Genomic DNA, 18,709 nt, shown 5'->3' with positions numbered 1-18,709 from the left:
TTAATTAGTCTCAGTGGCAGTTTTCAGTTTTCAGTCGCAGTTTACAGATGAGACCGTAAATTAAAAACTGGAAACTGAAAACTGTTACTGAGAACTTTTTCTATTTCGGATTAAATACCAAGAACGGAATAATCATTTCTTCTAACGAAATTCCTCCGTGCTGGTAAGTATTTTTATAATAACTCACATAGTGGTTGTAGTTGTTTACATAGGCCAAAAAGTAATCGTTTTTAGCAAAAATAAACGAACTGCTCATATTAATTGCCGGCAAACCAATTGTTTTAGGCTCCTTAACGACATATACATCTTTTTGCTCGTATGTTAAACTACGACCGGTTTTGTAGCGCAAATTTAAACTTGTATTTTTATCTCCAACCACTTTCGATGGATTTTTTACATTTATAGTGCCATGATCTGTTGTTAAAATCAATTTGAATCCTAAAAGTTGTGCCTGCTGAATAATTTCAAGAAGAGGGGAGTTTTTAAACCAGCTCAAAGTAAGTGAACGATAAGCTTTATCGTCCGAGGCCAGTTCTTTTACGACTTCCATTTCAGTTTTGGCGTGTGACAGCATGTCTACGAAGTTGTAAACTACGGTTACAAGGTCGTTTCCTTTTAAAGCCTTGAAATTTTCTGCCAGTTTTTTTCCGCCTGCGTAGTTGGTGATTTTGAAATAATCTTCTTTAATGTTTAAGCCTAAGCGTTTTAATTGCGCTGACAGAAATTCGGCTTCAAAAAGGTTCTTCCCGCCATCTTCAACATCGTTTTTCCAATATTGAGGAAACTGTTTTTCCATCTCTATCGGTAATAAACCAGAGAAGATTGAATTACGGGCATATTGTGTAGCAGTTGGCAGAATAGAGAAATACGGAACCTCTTTTTCCAGTTTATAATAATTGGAAACTACGGTTTCAAAAGATTTCCATTGATCGTAACGCAGATTGTCAATTACCACAAAAAGGATAGGCCTGTCCTTCTTTTTGATCTCCGGAACTACTAATTCTTTAAACAAATTGTGCGATTGAATAGGTTTGTCCGCCTTTGGAGCAAACCAGTCTTCGTAGTTTCTCTCAATGTATTTTCCGAATTGCGAATTGGCTTCTACTTTTTGAGATTCAAGGATCTCAATCATTGCCTGATCGTTAATATTCTCAAGTTCTAATTCCCAGAAAAGCAGTTTTTTGTAAAGTTCAATCCAATCTTCAAAAGAGTTGACCATAGCAAGTTCCATGGATATTTTTCGAAACTCCTTTTGATAATCCAAAGTCGTTTTCTCAGAAATAAGTCTTGAATGATCGAGATTCTTTTTCAGACTTAACAAAATCTGATTCGGATTTACCGGTTTTATGAGGTAATCGGCTATTTTAGAACCAATAGCTTCTTCCATGATGTATTCCTCTTCACTTTTCGTGATCATAATCATTGGAATAGCTGATTTTTTCTCTTTCATTTCCGAAAGCGTTTCCAAACCACTCATTCCGGGCATATTCTCATCTAGAAAAACAATATCAAAGTTGTCTTCTTCAAAAAGTGCAATTGCATCTAAACCATTGTTAGAGGTGGTTACAGCGTAGTTTTTTTTCTCCAGAAATAATATATGTGGCTTTAAAAGATCGATTTCATCATCGACCCAAAGTATTTTTATTTTGTCCATAAACGATTTTAATTTTTAATGCAATTTAGAAGTATAGAACTTAAAAAGTATTAAATATAGTATAAAATTCAGAATTAAGAATGGTTAATTTTTCTGAAAATCTTTTTAATGTAATGTTATTATATTGATTTTCAAAGGGAACATTTGTTGATTTTTAAGTAAAAAACGCAAAGTTGTTTATGGTTAATTACTTATATTTGTTCACCTAAAAATAACCAAATAGTGACTCATATCAATAAGTTAAAAATATTCAATGATCCCATTTACGGGTTTATCTCCATACCGAACGAACTTATTTACGATTTAATTCAGCACCCGTATTTTCAGCGTTTACGCCGTATTTCGCAAATGGGTTTGTCGTATTTGGTTTATCCGGGAGCCAATCATACGCGTTTTCATCATGCCTTAGGGTGTATGCATTTAATGCAAAAATCAGTAGATACACTTCGTTTTAAAGGAGTTGCGATTTCAACCGAAGAAGAAAATGCGCTTTATATTGCTATTTTACTGCACGATATTGGTCATGGGCCTTTTTCGCATGCTATGGAGAAAAGCATTGTAGAAGATGTGCATCATGAAGCCATTTCATTACTGTTTATGAATCGCTTGAATGAAGAGTTCGAAGGGAAGCTGAGTCTCGCTATTCAGGTTTTTAAAGGCGATTACCATCGAAAATTTATGCTACAGCTGATCTCAAGTCAGTTGGACATGGATCGAATGGATTATTTAAAAAGAGACAGTTTTTATACCGGTGTAGCAGAAGGTAATGTAAACTCTGAACGTTTGATTCAGATGATGAATGTTGTTGACGGTACTTTGGTAATTGAGGAAAAAGGAATCTATTCTGTCGAAAAGTTCCTGCTTTCAAGAAGATTGATGTACTGGCAGGCTTATTTGCATAAAACAAGTTTGGTAGCCGAGCTGATTTTGATGAAAGTACTAAAAAGAGCTAAAGAACTTACTCTAAAAGGTGTAATTCTGCCGTGCAGTGATCCACTTTTGTATTTTATGAAGAACAGGGTCACTTTGGAGGATTTTGATGCCGAAAAATTGGATTTATTCTCTCAATTAGATGATTTTGATATTATTAGCGCTTTAAAAGCCTGGCAAAAGCACAATGATTTTATACTTTCGACTTTGAGTAAAATGCTAATAAATAGAGACTTACTTAAAATTAAGCTTACGGCAGAAAAAATACCCGCGGAAGAATTACAATCTCTGAAGGAAGAATTTGCTAACGAACACCATATTACACAATTAGAAGCCGGTTATTTTATTTTTGGCGGAAAAATTAAAAATCAGGCTTACAGCAAAGAAGCTGAACCTATACGAATTTTGAAAAAAGACAAAACAATTGAAGATGTTGTTGAAGCATCTGACCAGTTGAATTTGAGGTCATTATCTAAATTGGTGACAAAATATTACATCTGTTTCCCAAAACAACTTATCTAAAATTAACATTTAAAATCTATTTTTTATATTTTTGTCGCAATGAAATTTACAGCAGAACAAATAGCGGGAATTTTAGAAGGAGAAGTTGTTGGGAATCCCAATGTAGAAGTTTCTCGGTTATCTAAAATAGAAGAAGGTGAGGAGGGATCGCTTACTTTTTTGGCCAATCCAAAATATATCAACCACATATATACTACAAAAGCATCTGTAACCATTGTTAATGATAGCTTTATTCCGGAACAGGAAATCACTACAACTTTAATAAAAGTAGAAGATGCTTATGCTTCTTTTTCTAAACTTTTACATTTTTACAACCAGGTTAAATTAAATAAAAACGGTATAGAAGCACAGTCTTTTATGACTGAAGGAACTAAACATGGAGAGAATCTGTACTTAGGAAGCTTTAGTTATATCGGACAGAACGTGGTTTTGGGTGATAATGTAAAAATTTATCCGAACAGTTTTATTGGAGATAATGTTGTAATTGGAGATAATGTGTATATTTTTGCAGGTGCTAAAATTTATTCCGAAACTATAATTGGTAACAATTGTACCATTCATTCCGGAACTATTATTGGTGCGGATGGTTTTGGTTTTGTACCAAATGACGAAGGAGTATACAGTAAGGTGCCACAAATTGGTAATGTTATTATAGAAGATAACGTTGATATTGGCGCTAATACTACCATCGACAGAGCGACTCTTGGTTCGACTATTATACGACAAGGAGTTAAACTGGACAATCAGATTCAGATTGCACACAATGTTGAAATTGGTAAAAACACTGTAATTGCAGCGCAATCAGGTGTGGCCGGTTCAACTAAAATTGGTGAAAACTGTATGATTGGCGGACAAGTAGGTATCGCAGGGCACTTGACCATAGGTAACAATGTAAGATTGCAGGCTCAATCAGGAGTTGCAAGAAACATTAAAGATGATGAAATATTGCAGGGTACACCGTCTCTTGGATATACTGATTTTAACAAATCGTATGTTCATTTCAAGAATCTGCCTAAAATAGTTTCCGAAGTAGAAGAATTAAAAAAACAAATAATAAACCCAAAAAATGGAAATAATGGTTAAACAGAAGACCATCAAAAATGAAATTTCACTAACAGGCGTTGGATTACACACTGGGAAAGAAGTTACAATGACTTTTAAACCTGCTCCAATAAATAATGGTTTCACTTTTGTAAGAGTAGATTTGCAAGGACAGCCAGTCATTGAGGCTGATGCTAATTATGTTGTTAATACGCAAAGAGGTACTAATTTAGAAAAACTTGGCGTAAAAATTCAAACTCCTGAACATGTTTTGGCGGCATTAGTTGGATGTGATCTGGACAATGTTATTATAGAATTAGATGCTTCAGAACTTCCTATCATGGATGGTTCTTCAAAATATTTTGTGGAAGCAATTGAAAAAGCTGAAATAGAAGAGCAAGACGCTAAACGTAACGTTTATGTAGTAAAAGAAGTAATATCATTTACAGACGAAACAACCGGAAGCGAGATCTTGGTTATGCCTAGCGATGACTATCAGGTGACTACAATGGTGGATTTTGGTACTAAAGTTTTAGGTACTCAGAATGCTACTATGAAAAGTATAGCTGATTTCAAAAGTGAAATTGCGAGTTCAAGAACTTTTAGCTTCTTACACGAATTAGAGTCATTACTAGAGCATGGCTTAATTAAAGGCGGTGATCTGAATAATGCAATCGTTTATGTAGACAAAGAAATTTCTGAATCTACAATGGCGAATTTAAAGAAGGCTTTCGGAAAGGATGAAATTTCGGTAAAACCAAATGGTGTTCTTGATAATTTGACTTTACATTATCCAAACGAAGCAGCAAGACATAAATTGCTTGACGTAATTGGAGATTTATCTCTTATCGGAGTTCGTATACAAGGGAAAATTATTGCTAACAAACCTGGACATTTTGTAAATACACAGTTTGCTAAAAAGTTAGCTAAAATTATCAAAATAGAGCAAAGAAATCATGTACCTGTTTATGATTTAAATCAGGAGCCTTTGATGGACATTCATAAAATCATGGCGATGCTTCCTCACAGACCTCCATTTTTGTTGATTGACAGAATTATAGAAATGTCTGATCGTCACGTGGTTGGTTTGAAGAATGTAACCATGAATGAAAATTTCTTTGTTGGACACTTCCCGGAGGCACCGGTTATGCCGGGTGTTTTAATTGTGGAAGCAATGGCACAAACAGGTGGAATTTTGGTTTTAAGCACCGTTCCGGATCCTGAAAATTATTTGACTTATTTCATGAAAATTGACAATGTCAAATTCAAACACAAAGTATTGCCGGGTGATACATTAATTTTCAAATGCGAATTGATTTCTCCAATCAGAAGAGGAATCTGTCATATGCAGGCAAATGCTTACGCAAATGGGAAATTGGTGACCGAGGCAGAATTAATGGCCCAAATTGCAAGAAAACAATAATAATTAATCAATTTTATTGTTTAGGTTTGTTGCCCAAATTAGATTATTTTAATTTAAAATATAAAAAACACATATGAATCAACCATTAGCATATGTTCATCCTGGCGCTAAAATCGCTAAAAATGTTGTAATTGAGCCTTTTACAACAATTCACAATAATGTTATTATTGGTGATGGTACTTGGATTGGTTCAAATGTGACGATCATGGAAGGGGCCCGTATTGGTAAAAATTGCAATATTTTTCCGGGAGCGGTTATTTCTGCGGTACCACAAGATTTGAAATTTGGCGGAGAAGATTCTCTTGCTATTATTGGAGATAACTGTACGATTAGAGAATGTGTTACGATCAACAGAGGTACAGTTGCCTCAGGTCAGACTATTCTCGGAAATAACTGTTTGGTTATGGCTTATGCTCACATTGCACACGATTGTGAGATTGGTAATAATGCCATCATCGTAAATGGTGTTGCACTGGCAGGACACGTAGTTGTTGGAAATCATGCCGTAATCGGTGGTTTGGCAGCTATTCATCAATTTATCCATATCGGAGATCATGCTATGATTTCAGGTGGATCTTTGGTTAGAAAAGATGTTCCTCCTTATACAAAAGCAGCAAAAGAGCCGTTGTCGTATGTAGGAATCAATTCAGTAGGTTTAAGAAGAAGAGGTTTCAGCACTGAGAAAATCAGAGAAATTCAGGAAATCTACAGAATTTTATACCAAAAGAACTATAACACAACACAAGCTTTAAGTATTATTGAAGCTGAAATGGAAGCAACTCCTGAGAGAGATGAAATTCTGGACTTTATCCGTAATTCATCGAGAGGAATCATGAAGGGGTATTCCGGAAACTATTAGAATAAGTTTAATCGTTTATTTGTTGAATCGTTTATTCGAATAAACAATAAAATGATTACATAATAATTAAACAAAAAAGGAATGTAAATTTTAGGATTTGAAAATCTAAAATCTAAAATCTACATTCTAAAATCTAAAATAAAACAAAATGGCATCTACATCAGATATTAGAAACGGATTGTGTATTAAATTTAATCACGATATTTATAAAATCATTGAATTTCTTCACGTTAAGCCTGGAAAAGGTCCTGCTTTTGTAAGAACTAAATTAAAAAGTTTAACATCTGGTAAAGTATTAGACAATACTTTTTCGGCAGGTCACAAAATTGATGTTATTCGTGTTGAAACACATACTTTTCAGTTTTTATACCCAGAAGGAGATGAGTTTCATTTTATGAATGCTGAAACTTTCGAGCAAATTTCATTAAACAAAAATATCCTTGATGCTCCGGATTTGTTGAAAGAAGGAACAAATGTAATGGTTCAGATCAATACAGAAACTGATTTACCTTTATCTGTTGATATGCCGGCATCTGTAGTTCTTGAAGTTACTTACGCTGAGCCGGGAGTAAAAGGAAATACAGCTACAAATGCAACTAAAAATGCGACAGTAGAAACCGGAGCATCAGTAAACGTTCCTTTGTTTATTAACGAAGGTGATAAAATCAAAATTGATACCGCTTCAGGTTCTTACATGGAGCGTGTAAAGGAGTAGTTCTTAAATTAGATAATTTGTCAATGTGTCAATTAGATAATTAAAAAAAATCTAATTGACATATTTGCCAATTGACACATTTTCTAATTGACAAATTTTCTAATTATAGAATATGAAATTTCCAAAGAGTCATTCTTTACAAGAAATTGCAAATTTGCTTGACTGCGAATTTATTGGTGATCAAAACTTTCCTGTTTTAGGCATGAACGAAATACATGTCGTTGAAGCCGGAGATATTGTTTTTGTTGACCACCCTAAATATTACGACAAAGCTTTACAATCGGCGGCTACTATAATTTTAATTAACAAAAAAGTAGATTGTCCGGAAGGTAAAGCCCTTTTAATTTCTGATGATCCTTTCAGAGATTTTAATATCTTAACCAAACACTTCAGACCATTTCAAGGCACAAATGTATCGATTGCACTCTCAGCTACGATTGGAGAAGGTACTGTTATTCAGCCCAACTGTTTTATCGGAAACAACGTTACCATTGGTAAAAACTGTCTGATTCACCCAAATGTTACTATTTATGATCATACTGTAATTGGTGACAATGTAATGATTCATGCCGGAACTATTCTGGGAGCCGATGCTTTTTATTACAAAAAACGCCCAGAGGGCTTCGATCAGTTAATTTCCGGAGGAAGAGTCGTTATCGAAGACAATGTTGGCATAGGAGCGCTTTGCACGATTGACAAAGGTGTTACCGGCGATACTACTATTGGCGAAGGTACAAAATTGGACAATCAGGTACACGTGGGGCATGATACAGTAATTGGAAAGAAATGTTTAATTGCTTCACAAACCGGTATTGCCGGCTGCGTGGTAATTGAAGATGAAGTTACCATTTGGGGACAAGTAGGAACTACCAGTGGCATCACAATAGGAGCGAAGGCTGTTATTATGGGACAAACAGGAGTTACCAAATCAGTTGAAGGAGGAAAATCATATTTCGGAACTCCAATCGAAGAATCGAGAGAAAAGTTAAAACAAATGGCCAATATCAAAAAGATTCCTGAAATTCTAACTAAATTGAAGTAATATGTCTATAAAAGAATTTGTTCAAAAATTTTACAAGTCAGATGCCTTAATTGATAGCGAAATCATGAAAACTTACTTGCATCCGGAAGTAAAGTTGGACTGGAACAGCACCAAAGGATTAATTGAGATGGATTATGATTCTATGATAGCTATGGCAAACGAGCTTAGCCGTGCTTATGTACGTTCTAAGGTTAGAATTAGCCACATCATTGCCGAAGAAGACTTAGTTTCAATACGATACTCTCACTTTGTAAAAACGATTGAGAACCCGAGAGAAGAAATGTTATTAGCTCATTTTGCCACGATTTGGCAAATAAAAGATGATAAATTATATCGCGGTTTTCAAATGAGTCAATTTTCTTAATTTTTTTAAAGACAAAAAGGTTAAAATACGTTACAAAACCTTACTTTTGCATCACAATTTTAAAAACTACATAAAATATATATCATGAGTGTTTTAGTTAATAAAGATTCCAAAATAATTGTTCAAGGATTTACAGGGAGCGAAGGAACTTTCCACGCTTCTCAAATGATTGAGTACGGTACAAATGTTGTTGGTGGAGTAACTCCGGGTAAAGGAGGAACAAGCCATTTAGACCGTCCGGTTTTTAACACAGTAAAAGATGCTGTCGAACAAGCAGGAGCTGATACATCTATCATTTTTGTTCCGCCAGCTTTTGCTGCTGATGCAATTATGGAAGCTGCTGACGCTGGAATTAAAGTAATTATTGCTATTACTGAAGGAATTCCTGTAGCAGATATGATTAAAGCTAATAACTATGTTAAAGAAAGAAATTCAAGATTAATCGGACCAAACTGTCCTGGTGTAATTACTCCGGGTGAAGCTAAAGTTGGTATTATGCCAGGTTTCGTTTTCAAAAAAGGATCAGTTGGTATCGTTTCTAAATCAGGAACTTTAACTTACGAAGCTGCTGATCAGGTTGTAAAACAAGGTTTAGGAATTACTACTGCTATTGGTATTGGTGGAGATCCAATTATTGGAACTACAACTAAAGAGGCAGTTGAATTATTAATGAACGATCCAGAAACTGAAATCATCATTATGATTGGTGAAATCGGAGGTCAATTAGAAGCTGATGCTGCTAAATGGGTGAGAGCTGATGGTAACCGTAAGCCAGTTGTTGGCTTTATCGCTGGAGAAACTGCTCCTGCTGGTAGAACAATGGGTCACGCAGGTGCTATCGTTGGTGGTTCTGATGATACTGCTGCTGCTAAAAAACAAATCATGAGAGACAACGGAATTCACGTTGTTGATTCACCAGCTGAAATTGGTAAAAAAGTAAAAGAAGTACTTGGATAATCTCAGGTATTTAAAATAATAAATTCCAAAAAAAAGTCTCAATATCACTTGAGACTTTTTTACATTTTAAAATGCTGGGGTATAAATAGAAAAAACTTAGTTGCTAAGAACCTCAGTACCTTAGAAGCTAAAAAAAGAAATATGTACAAAGAATTAGAAAAATTTAAAGTAAGCAGCAGCTTTACTTTTACAATTGAAGACAGTTTAGAACAAGTTTGCAACGCTCCGGAAGGCGGTGCAGGTGTTTTTGTAGTTTATGCAGTTGAAGGAAATGCAAAAGAATTGATCATGGTAGGATCTACAGGAACTGTTCAGAATGATGGTACTTTGAAAAGCAAAAACGGCGGATTGTACGATAAAATTATAAACGGACATCAATTTGCAAAAACAGGAAGAAAATACTCCTGGCCGGCACAAATGAAATTAGAAAACATTGCTGCTCTTGAAGTAGTTTGGTTCGAAACTTTCAATGCAGATTCAAAAGGGATTCCAACTACAGTAGAAGGACAGGTTTTGCAAAATTTCTTAGATGAAAATGCAAAATTACCAAGATGGAATGTAGCTTTCTAAAAGAAAACTTCAATATAAAATCGTCTAAAGCCTTGCTAAATATTTTAGTGAGGCTTTTTTTTAACACATAGAGCCATAGATTTGATGCTCTTTTAAAAGGCGCTTCGCTAATATTTGCTATAGAAAGGATATTATATTTCCTACAAAACCCTTGGATTAAATGAGCTGTAAGCCCTAAAGCGCAAACATACTGCAACGCACTATGACTAAATGAATATGACACATTACCCTGAGGGGGCAAGAGCATGCTTAGGCCACAATTATAAATGCGTTTTGTTTGAGATTTGGCTTTCGCCCTTTCTGGGCTTGAAAAAAAAATGTTTTACCATGCAATAGTGCTTTGTACTATTCTATTACTATGGCTCTTTCAGAGCAAGTCTTTAAAACTACGCTTGTGTACTCAATATAGGTTTATAAATAATTATTTGCTGATTAATTTTTCAAATCCTGACATCATTTCATCTTTCTCTTTCAACATACGCTCGTATAACGTAATTTTTTCGTCATAAAATTGAACAATTTTATCAATAGCATTGAAAGAGGGTTGGTAGCTAAATCCAGAAGCGACAGCATTATCTTTAAAATCCTGGAATGAATAAGTATTTGCAATAACATTTATCGCTTGTTCTTCATCAAAATTCTGAAAAGCTTCAACCGGAATCTTTAGTAGTACGGAAATTTGTTTCAATAAACTTTCTTCAATTACTTCTTTCTGCTCCAGCATAGAGATTTTCTTCTGATTCCAGTCTTCTCCCAGATCATAAGCTAATGCTTCTTGTTTGATATTAAGCATTTCTCTAAAACGTTTTACGTTTCTTCCCTGATGTATTTTCTGTCCTATACTGAATATTAATTTCTAAAGGCTCAAAGATAAAGTCATTTGGATTAAAAATCCTGAATTTCAAAGATAAAAAAATATCCGGTAAAACATCCTTTTTGTCAGATATTATACCGAATCCAGTACTGCTTCAGCTCAATGTTCTCTAGTTTGATATTAGTATTTATGATAAATTTTTTTTGAAAGGACAGGTGTTAATTTAAAATGATTTACAAATGATCATTTAAGCTAATGTTAAAAAAAACCAAAAGAAACTATGGCGATAAAATCTGACATTTGAAAAAAAATAGAAGAATAACTTTAATTTTATTTTTATATGCTAAAGCCCGTTAAGTCAATAAAAAAAGCTCTTTCCAGATGTTAAATGTTTATTTTTCTCCTATTAAAAAATTTGTTTTATATGTTTGCTTTTATATATTTATCGCATAGATCTAAAGAATAGTGTTAAAAAATCTTATTCTTTATGTTAAAAACCAGTGCTTATTTTCAAGAATTCTATTGCGATTTTATATGAATACCAAAACTCTACAATTCAAAACATCGGACGATCTTACGCTTTGGACTAACTTGAAAAATGGAGATGAAAAATCATTCTCTCTGTTGTTTGAAAAATACTATGGTGATTTGGTCAATTACGGAAATTCACTTTCTCCGAATGCCGAAAAGGTACAGGATTGTGTTCAGGATGTTTTTACAGATATTTGGGTTTACAAGAACGGTCTTCAAAGTTCAGTTGTAGTAAAAGCCTATTTATTGTCAAGTGTACGCAAGCGTATCGCACGTTTATACGAGCGTGATCATATTTTTCGCAAGTCTGCAAGCACAGATTCAATTTCTTTTCTTTTAGAATTCTCTGTAGAACATGATCTGATGGATGACGATTATGCTACAAAAGAAAAAGTAATTCATTTGAATAAATTACTGAACAATTTACCAGCACGACAAAAAGAGGCCTTGTATTTAAGATACCATCAAGGCTTAACGGTCGATCAAATTGCCGATATGCTGGAGGTAAATTATCAATCAGCAAGTAACTTACTACACCGCGGTTTACTTACTCTTCGCAAGGAATGGAAGGGTAGTGTTTCGTTAATTCTTCTCCTTTCCTCAACTACTTTTTAATTTTTTTTATACAGAATTAAAAAAAAATCACAATTTGGTGAGTATATAACAAGAAAGCCGTCCTCTATGTTTTTGTAACCCTATTTCTAAATGCAAAAACGTAATAAATATACCGAAATTGAAGATTTCTTATCTGATGAATCATTTCAGTCATGGATTTTATCCAAAATAGACAATGATGGTTGGGAAGAATGGACTTTAGAGAGTCGTCAGCGTGCTAAACTGGTAGAAGACGCGAGATTATTGTTGCTGGCTATGAAAGTACCAGACCAGCCAATATCTCCTGTAGATCTTCATCATGCTTTGCAGGCCACCTGGATTAAAATCGAAGAGAAAGAGAATCAGAACAATTCAACCTCAAGTTCTAAAATAAAATTTCTTAAGAAATATTTTCTTAGTGGTATTGCCGCCGCTTTAATTCTTGGTTTAGGAACAGTTTGGTTGTATAACAATCAAATAATCTCTAATAGTAAAGAAGTAACCTATAATGAGTTGATTAGTGAAAACAATGAAGGATTGGTTGAACAAACCAATAATTCAGACAAAGCTCAAATTATTACTTTATCTGATGGTAGTTCGGTTCTATTACAACCTAATAGTAAACTTAGCTATCCAAAGATCTTTACCGGAAACGAAAGAAAGGTGTATTTATCTGGCGAAGGTTTCTTTGAAATTAGTAAAAATCCAAAAAAACCCTTCTTCGTTTACGCCAATGAAATTATTACGAAGGTAGTTGGAACTAGTTTTAGAGTTAAGGCCTATTCTGACCAACCTGATGTTGAAGTTTTGGTTCGTACTGGTAAAGTAAAGGTAAAATCAAACAATTTGGTGGCTAAGTCAGATGATGATGAAGTTGTTTTGTTACCTAATCAGGCATTACGTTTTCAACGAAAAGATTTAAGTTTTAATAAAATTACAAATATCACGCAGGATATAGTCCTTACCCGTAGTGTTGGAAATATTGAACAGCTTAGCTTTGAGTTTACTGATATTCCTGTATCACAAATTTTTGAAACGATAGAGCAGGCTTATCTGGTAGATATTGATTATCCAAAAAACAAGCTGAAAGATTGTCACCTTACCACTTCTTTAAGTGATCAGCCCTTAATGGAAAAATTAAAAATTGTCTGTAATAGTATTGGTAATAATACTTCTTTTGAAATGATTGGAAATCAGATTATTATAAAATCTAGCGGATGCAATTAATCTTACTGTATAACTGTAATTATAGAGTAAAATTTAAAAATAAAAGAATAGAACAACCAAAATAACCAAAACAAAAAATAATTAAAATGCCTATGTAAAAGAAAATGCAGAAAAAAAGTGCCGAAATGCTGTAACATTATCGACACTTAAAGGAATCAAATTACTCTCTGTAAAGAGCAATTGATAATGTTTCTTAAAATACACTCGAACAGTATTAATCAAAACGAATCAAAATTATGAAAAAACCAGTTGTTAAACAACGATTACTCCATCGAATCATGAAAATAACACTATTTCAGTTTGTTCTGGCACTTGTGTTTTCAAGTGTTGCCATGGCAAATGATGTAAATGGACAAAAAAAATTAGATACTAAAGTTACAATTAATATTACAAATTTAACTTTAGACAATACCTTGTCTAAATTACAAAAGTCTGCAAATGTAAAATTTTCTTACAATTCAAGATTACCACAACTAAATCAGAAAGTTAGCATAGATGCTAATGATGAAACTTTGTCTAGTATTTTGAATCGAATTTTACTACCATTTAATATCACTTATACCGAAGTAAGTAATCAGATTATTTTGCAAAAAAGTGCTTTGTCAGATCCTTTTACAGGTGTTGAATCAAATAATTCTTTGTTTGAGAGCTTAACTGCTGCAGGTCCGATTATTAAGGGTACAGTTACCGATGTTAGTGGAAGCCCATTACCAGGAGCTACTGTATTGGCTAAAGGAACTAAGATTGCGGTACTAACCGATTTTGACGGTAAATTTTCTATCGAAATGCCGCCAAATAGTACTGCTTTAATTATTTCTTATGTTGGAATGGAAACAAAAGAAATAGGAATAAGTAATACAAATCCGGTTATCGTTTTAAATGAAGCAGGACAAAATCTAAAGGAAGTTGTAGTGACTACAGGTTACGAAAAAACTTCAAAAAGAACTTTTACGGGGGCAATCAGTAAAATTTCCGGCAGTGAATTGAAAGTCGATGGTGTTGTAGATGTAAGCAGAATGATTGAAGGTAAAGCTGCCGGTGTTACTGTACAAAACGTTACCGGATCTTTTGGTACGACACCTAAAATTACAGTTCGTGGATCTTCTTCTATTTTTGGAGACACCAAACCATTATGGGTTATTGATGGAGTTGTTCAGGAAGATATTATCAACGTTTCATTTGCTGATTTAGCTTCTGGAAATTCTGCAACATTATTAAGTTCTGCTGTAGCTGGTTTGAATGCAAATGATATTCAAAGCATTGAAATTCTTAAAGATGCATCTGCTACCTCAATTTATGGTTCAAGATCGTTAAATGGAGTGGTAGTAGTAACTACTAAACAAGGTCGTAGAGATTCTCCCCTTAAAGTGAGCTATTCTCTTGAAAATACAGTTAGAACTGTACCGAGTTATACTCAGTATGATATTCTAAATTCTCAGGAATCGATGAGTATTTTTCAAGAGATGAGAGGCAAAGGTTACCTGGATCAAAGCTCTTCTTTAACTGCCAGATTTAGCGGTGTTTATGGTATTCTAGCCAGAGAAATAAATCGTTACGATCAAACTAACGGACAATATGGAGTCAAAAATGAGCAGCCCTACATTAATGATTTTTTGAGAAAGTACGAATTAGGAAATACAGACTGGTTTAAAGTTTTGTTTAGACCTTCTATTACTCAAAACCATTCCTTAAGCTTTTCAGGCGGAGGTAAAAACAACACATTTTATGGCTCTCTGGGATACTATACTGATCCGGGATGGTCTATTGCTGATAATGTCAAACAATTATCATCAAACCTAAAAGGAACGTTCTATATTAACGACAGATTAAACATTACCCTATCAACTCTTGCTTCTATCCGTGATCAGGGAGCCCCTGGTGCGTATGAAAGTAAAGACGATGTGGTTTTCGGAAAAGTTAGCAGAGATTTTGATATTAACCCGTTTAATTATGTTTTAAGTACGAGCAGAACACTAAGACCTTATGATGAAAACGGTAATTATGAGTATTATCAAAACAACTGGGCACCAATGAATATCATTAAAGAATTACAAAATAATACACTTGGTATTAAAGTAAATGATATTCGTTTTCAGGCAGACATAGATTACAAAATCAATAAACATTTAACCTACAACTTTACCGGTTCAGCACGTTATGCCAACACATCACGAGAGCACAGAATCTATGAAGACTCAAATGTTGTTGGAGCTTATAATGCTGGTATAACTGTAAATCCGAATGCCTTGATTCAAAATGCCAACGTATTTTTGTATCAGAATCCAAATGATTTAACGGCACTAAAAACTTCGGTTTTACCCAATGGTGGTTTTTTGCGTAAGTTTACTGATGACTTAACTTCTTACAATGTTAGAAATAGCATTACGTACAGAAATACGTTAAATGACAAACATGAAATTGAAGGTTTCTTTGGAACTGAGTTCAGATCAGTAGATAGAAATAATGACAACTTTACAGCGGCCGGAATTCAATTTCAAAAAGGACTTACCCCTTTTATTGAGCCAAAATTGATTGAGAAACTGGTAAATGAAGGGAATTCTTATTATGATTTTGGTGCTGAAAGAGAACGTACCGTTGGTTTCTTTGGAAAAATTGGTTATACGTACGATCGTCGTTATACAGGATCGATTACAGGTCGTTATGATGGATCTAACAGACAAGGCGATACAGGTTCTTCCAGATGGCTGCCTACGTACACTTTGAGTGGTAAATGGAACATTAAAGAAGAAAAATTCATGAAAAATGTAGAGTCCGTTAACACATTAGCACTTAGAGCTTCTTATGGTTTGACTGCCACTGCAGGACCTGCAACAAATTCCTTAGCCATTTATAGAAGCTTTATCACAGATCGTTTCAATACAGCGGACAGAGAAAATGCAATTCGTATCTCTAATTTGCAAAACAAAGATTTGACTTGGGAGAAACAATTTGAAACCAATATTGGTCTTGATCTTGGAATGTTCAGAAACAGGGTGCAGGTAACAACCGATATTTACAGTCGTAAAGCATTTGATCTTATTGATTATGTAATTACATCCGGTGTAGGTGGAGAAAGTGTAAAACAGGGTAATAATGCCGATATGCATACTAAAGGTATCGAATTTGGTGTAACTACTCAAAATATTGCATCTAAAGATTTTAAATGGTCTACAACATTAAACTTCTCTGTTTACGATCAAAAAATTACAAAACTGGCCAATAAGCCGTCAGTATTCAATTTGATCGCTGCAAATGGGGGCAACACAGTGGGACACCCTAGAAACTCATTGTATTCTTATCAATTTACGGGGTTAAATAATCAAGGTCTACCAACCTTTAAATTGCAGGATGGAGCTGAAAACAATATCACGGAAGCTAACTTTCAGGATACGAATGATGTTAGTAAGTATTTAAAATACGAAGGATCTGTAGAACCAAATAAATCGATCGGTTTAGCCAATACCTTTAGTTATAAAAGCTGGTCCTTATATGTTTTTATAGTAGGATCGGGAGGAAACAAAATTAGACTGAATCCTGTGTACAATAATGTTTACACGGATCAGACCGTTTTCACAAAAGAATTTGCTAACAGATGGATTAATCCAGGTGATGAACAATATACAAATGTACCGGTTATTGCGGATCAATTGTTGAACAGAAATTACGGAGCTAATAACTTACAAATTGCATACAACACCTATAATTTTTCTGATCAGAGAATTGCAAGTGGTGACTTTGTACGATTAAAAAATATATCATTGGGATGGGAATTCCCTAGTGATTTTAAGAAAAAGTTAGGTCTAAGCAGTTTTACTTTAAAAGGTTCGGCAGTTAATCCATGGTTGATTTATTCAGACAAAAAATTAAACGGACAAGATCCTGAATTCCGTAATACGGGCGGGGTTGCTTTCCCAATTACGGCTCAGTATACTTTTGCAATTAATCTTTCATTCTAAAATTTAATTGACTATGAAAAATATAAAAATATTATTGTCTTTACTACTATTAACCAGTATTACAAGTTGCGATGATTATCTTTCAGAAGTACCGGATAACAGAACACAAATAGATACTCCTGAAAAAGTTTCGGAACTATTAGTTTCGGCTTACCCTAGTAAAACGTATATGCCTCTTGCAGAAGCAATGTCTGACAATGTTTTTGACAGTGAGCTGCTATCGCGCACTAATTTATATAATGAACAAAGTTTCAACTGGGAAATGCACACTCAGATCGGATTTGATTCCGAATCAGAATTCTGGGTAGCATCTTACGAAGCCATTGCAGCAGCAAACCAGGCACTCGAAGCCATTCAAAAGCTTGGGAGTCCGGCTAGTCTAAATCCTCAAAAAGGAGAAGCTTTAATAGCCAGAGCCTACAATCACTTTATGCTGGTTTCTTTATGGTCAAATCGTTACAATCCTGCCACCGCGGCAACAGACTTGGGGATTCCGTACATTAAATCTCCCGAAACTGAGTTACTGGTTCAGTACAAACGTAACAGCGTAAAAGAAGTTTTTGATTTTATTGAGCAGGATATTGTAGAGGGACTAAAATATGTAACTAATGATTACAAAGAACCAAAATATCATTTTACCGTGGAGGCAAGTAAAGCGTTTGCTACTCGTTTTTATTTGATAAAAGGAGATTGGGATAAAGTACTGGAGTATTCTGAAAGTTTAGGTTCTAAACCAACAAAAATTAGAGACTGGCCAACTTATACTGGTACGGCTTTTGCCCAAAGAGACATTCAATATTCAAGTGCAGATAGGGAAACCAACTTATTAATTAGTTATCCAAATTCACTTGCAAGTAGAGCAACTGGGTATAGATTTTCTCTTGCTGCAAATAGATCTAATGAAATTCTTGGCAATAGTACAAATATGTGGAATAAAGCCAATCTAACATTTACTAGTGGTCAATATGACGGAGGTACAGTTGTTTATTTTCCAAAAGCTTATGAATATTTCAAAATCACAAATCTAACATCTGGTATAGGGGTACCTTATGCTGCTACTGTTTTGTTTAGCAATGATGATGTGTATCTCAATAGAATTGAAGCATTAGTAATGAAAAATAAAATGGCTGAAGCCAATACGGAGTTGGGTTACTTTTTAGGTACCAGAACTAGCGGCTATAATCCAGCGACAGATTTATTAAATGAAGGAGTCGTTACTGCTAAATATCCTGTTATTTCAAATGAATTCACCCCTTTCTACACCTTAACCCCTGTACAAACTTCTTATATAAAAGCAATTGCTGAAGCACGCAGGAGAGAATTTATGCAAGAAGGGCACAGATGGTTTGATATTAAACGTTTTAATCTTGTAGTAACACATAATACACTTGCATTTGGAAAAATAGAAAGGAATAATGTTCTACAAAAAGACGATAAACGCAGAGCATTACAAATACCACTTAGAGCGTCAGATAATGGTATTGAAAAAAATCCTAGATAAATTTTAATT

General features: G+C 34.3%; 15 protein-coding genes. 13 read left to right on the top strand and 2 right to left on the bottom strand.

The window, feature by feature from the left end:
• Nucleotides 1-100: 100 nt before the first annotated feature.
• The gene (locus ACAM30_RS18560; RefSeq protein ID WP_369616053.1) at nucleotides 101-1,654 is read right to left on the bottom strand and encodes a PglZ domain-containing protein; all 1,554 of its coding nucleotides are present in this window, start codon (nucleotides 1,652-1,654) and stop codon (nucleotides 101-103) included.
• A 222-nt stretch (nucleotides 1,655-1,876) separates the two neighbouring features.
• Here ACAM30_RS18560 and ACAM30_RS18555 point away from each other — a divergent pair, with 222 nt between their 5' ends.
• From ACAM30_RS18555 to ACAM30_RS18515, 9 genes are all read left to right on the top strand, one after another.
• Nucleotides 1,877-3,106: an HD domain-containing protein gene (locus tag ACAM30_RS18555; protein ID WP_369616052.1), complete on the top strand. Its 1,230-nt coding sequence runs from the start codon at nucleotides 1,877-1,879 to the stop codon at nucleotides 3,104-3,106.
• A 39-nt stretch (nucleotides 3,107-3,145) separates the two neighbouring features.
• On the top strand, nucleotides 3,146-4,189 hold the full coding sequence (gene lpxD, locus ACAM30_RS18550; protein ID WP_369616051.1) for a UDP-3-O-(3-hydroxymyristoyl)glucosamine N-acyltransferase: 1,044 nt from the start codon (nucleotides 3,146-3,148) through the stop codon (nucleotides 4,187-4,189).
• The gene (locus tag ACAM30_RS18545; protein WP_369616050.1) at nucleotides 4,182-5,570 is read left to right on the top strand and encodes a bifunctional UDP-3-O-[3-hydroxymyristoyl] N-acetylglucosamine deacetylase/3-hydroxyacyl-ACP dehydratase; all 1,389 of its coding nucleotides are present in this window, start codon (nucleotides 4,182-4,184) and stop codon (nucleotides 5,568-5,570) included. The genes lpxD and ACAM30_RS18545 overlap by 8 nt, the downstream gene beginning before the upstream one ends.
• Before the next feature lie 73 nt (nucleotides 5,571-5,643).
• Nucleotides 5,644-6,429, top strand: coding sequence for an acyl-ACP--UDP-N-acetylglucosamine O-acyltransferase (gene lpxA / locus ACAM30_RS18540; RefSeq protein ID WP_017497513.1), 786 nt, complete (start codon nucleotides 5,644-5,646; stop codon nucleotides 6,427-6,429).
• Between the two features lie 148 nt (nucleotides 6,430-6,577).
• A complete protein-coding gene (efp, locus tag ACAM30_RS18535; RefSeq protein ID WP_053471427.1) occupies nucleotides 6,578-7,144 on the top strand; it encodes an elongation factor P in 567 nt (188 codons plus the stop codon).
• 112 nt (nucleotides 7,145-7,256) lie between these two features.
• The gene (locus tag ACAM30_RS18530; RefSeq protein ID WP_369616049.1) at nucleotides 7,257-8,186 is read left to right on the top strand and encodes a UDP-3-O-(3-hydroxymyristoyl)glucosamine N-acyltransferase; all 930 of its coding nucleotides are present in this window, start codon (nucleotides 7,257-7,259) and stop codon (nucleotides 8,184-8,186) included.
• A gap of 1 nt (nucleotide 8,187) precedes the next feature.
• A complete protein-coding gene (locus ACAM30_RS18525) occupies nucleotides 8,188-8,550 on the top strand; it encodes a nuclear transport factor 2 family protein (RefSeq protein WP_369616048.1) in 363 nt (120 codons plus the stop codon).
• Between the two features lie 84 nt (nucleotides 8,551-8,634).
• Complete coding sequence (gene sucD, locus ACAM30_RS18520; protein WP_369616047.1) at nucleotides 8,635-9,507, top strand: succinate--CoA ligase subunit alpha; 873 nt, start codon at nucleotides 8,635-8,637, stop codon at nucleotides 9,505-9,507.
• Nucleotides 9,508-9,648: 141 nt separating this feature from the next.
• Nucleotides 9,649-10,077: a hypothetical protein gene (locus tag ACAM30_RS18515; protein ID WP_369616046.1), complete on the top strand. Its 429-nt coding sequence runs from the start codon at nucleotides 9,649-9,651 to the stop codon at nucleotides 10,075-10,077.
• A gap of 421 nt (nucleotides 10,078-10,498) precedes the next feature.
• On the opposite strand, the gene ACAM30_RS18510 is transcribed toward ACAM30_RS18515, so the two are convergent.
• Entirely contained in the window at nucleotides 10,499-10,918 is a 420-nt protein-coding gene (locus ACAM30_RS18510; protein ID WP_369618666.1) for an XRE family transcriptional regulator, read from the bottom strand.
• 507 nt (nucleotides 10,919-11,425) lie between these two features.
• On the opposite strand from ACAM30_RS18510, the gene ACAM30_RS18505 reads away from it, so the two are divergent.
• The 4 genes from ACAM30_RS18505 (at nucleotide 11,426) to ACAM30_RS18490 (ending at nucleotide 18,700) form a co-directional block, all read left to right on the top strand.
• A complete protein-coding gene (locus tag ACAM30_RS18505) occupies nucleotides 11,426-12,037 on the top strand; it encodes an RNA polymerase sigma factor (RefSeq protein ID WP_369616045.1) in 612 nt (203 codons plus the stop codon).
• 90 nt (nucleotides 12,038-12,127) lie between these two features.
• Complete coding sequence (locus ACAM30_RS18500) at nucleotides 12,128-13,243, top strand: FecR family protein (protein WP_369616044.1); 1,116 nt, start codon at nucleotides 12,128-12,130, stop codon at nucleotides 13,241-13,243.
• A 236-nt stretch (nucleotides 13,244-13,479) separates the two neighbouring features.
• Nucleotides 13,480-17,199 (top strand): SusC/RagA family TonB-linked outer membrane protein, encoded by a 3,720-nt coding sequence (locus tag ACAM30_RS18495; protein WP_369616043.1) that lies wholly within the window; start codon nucleotides 13,480-13,482, stop codon nucleotides 17,197-17,199.
• Nucleotides 17,200-17,212: 13 nt separating this feature from the next.
• Complete coding sequence (locus ACAM30_RS18490) at nucleotides 17,213-18,700, top strand: RagB/SusD family nutrient uptake outer membrane protein (protein WP_369616042.1); 1,488 nt, start codon at nucleotides 17,213-17,215, stop codon at nucleotides 18,698-18,700.
• Nucleotides 18,701-18,709 lie beyond the last annotated feature (9 nt).

Origin of the sequence: Flavobacterium sp. CFS9, from assembly GCF_041154745.1 — a bacterium.
Lineage (GTDB): Bacteria > Bacteroidota > Bacteroidia > Flavobacteriales > Flavobacteriaceae > Flavobacterium.
Note: the sequence above shows the minus strand (reverse complement) of the source record. Positions and strands in the feature narration are given on the sequence as shown.

Excerpts from the sequence above, each read along its gene's own strand:
- ACAM30_RS18560 (WP_369616053.1), bottom strand. The coding sequence starts at position 1,654 with ATGGACAAAATAAAAATACTTTGGGTCGATGATGAAATCGATCTTTTA.
- lpxD (WP_369616051.1), top strand. The coding sequence starts at position 3,146 with ATGAAATTTACAGCAGAACAAATAGCGGGAATTTTAGAAGGAGAAGTT.
- ACAM30_RS18545 (WP_369616050.1), top strand. The coding sequence starts at position 4,182 with ATGGTTAAACAGAAGACCATCAAAAATGAAATTTCACTAACAGGCGTT.
- lpxA (WP_017497513.1), top strand. The coding sequence starts at position 5,644 with ATGAATCAACCATTAGCATATGTTCATCCTGGCGCTAAAATCGCTAAA.
- efp (WP_053471427.1), top strand. The coding sequence starts at position 6,578 with ATGGCATCTACATCAGATATTAGAAACGGATTGTGTATTAAATTTAAT.
- ACAM30_RS18530 (WP_369616049.1), top strand. The coding sequence starts at position 7,257 with ATGAAATTTCCAAAGAGTCATTCTTTACAAGAAATTGCAAATTTGCTT.
- ACAM30_RS18525 (WP_369616048.1), top strand. The coding sequence starts at position 8,188 with ATGTCTATAAAAGAATTTGTTCAAAAATTTTACAAGTCAGATGCCTTA.
- sucD (WP_369616047.1), top strand. The coding sequence starts at position 8,635 with ATGAGTGTTTTAGTTAATAAAGATTCCAAAATAATTGTTCAAGGATTT.
- ACAM30_RS18515 (WP_369616046.1), top strand. The coding sequence starts at position 9,649 with ATGTACAAAGAATTAGAAAAATTTAAAGTAAGCAGCAGCTTTACTTTT.
- ACAM30_RS18505 (WP_369616045.1), top strand. The coding sequence starts at position 11,426 with ATGAATACCAAAACTCTACAATTCAAAACATCGGACGATCTTACGCTT.
- ACAM30_RS18500 (WP_369616044.1), top strand. The coding sequence starts at position 12,128 with ATGCAAAAACGTAATAAATATACCGAAATTGAAGATTTCTTATCTGAT.
- ACAM30_RS18495 (WP_369616043.1), top strand. The coding sequence starts at position 13,480 with ATGAAAAAACCAGTTGTTAAACAACGATTACTCCATCGAATCATGAAA.
- ACAM30_RS18490 (WP_369616042.1), top strand. The coding sequence starts at position 17,213 with ATGAAAAATATAAAAATATTATTGTCTTTACTACTATTAACCAGTATT.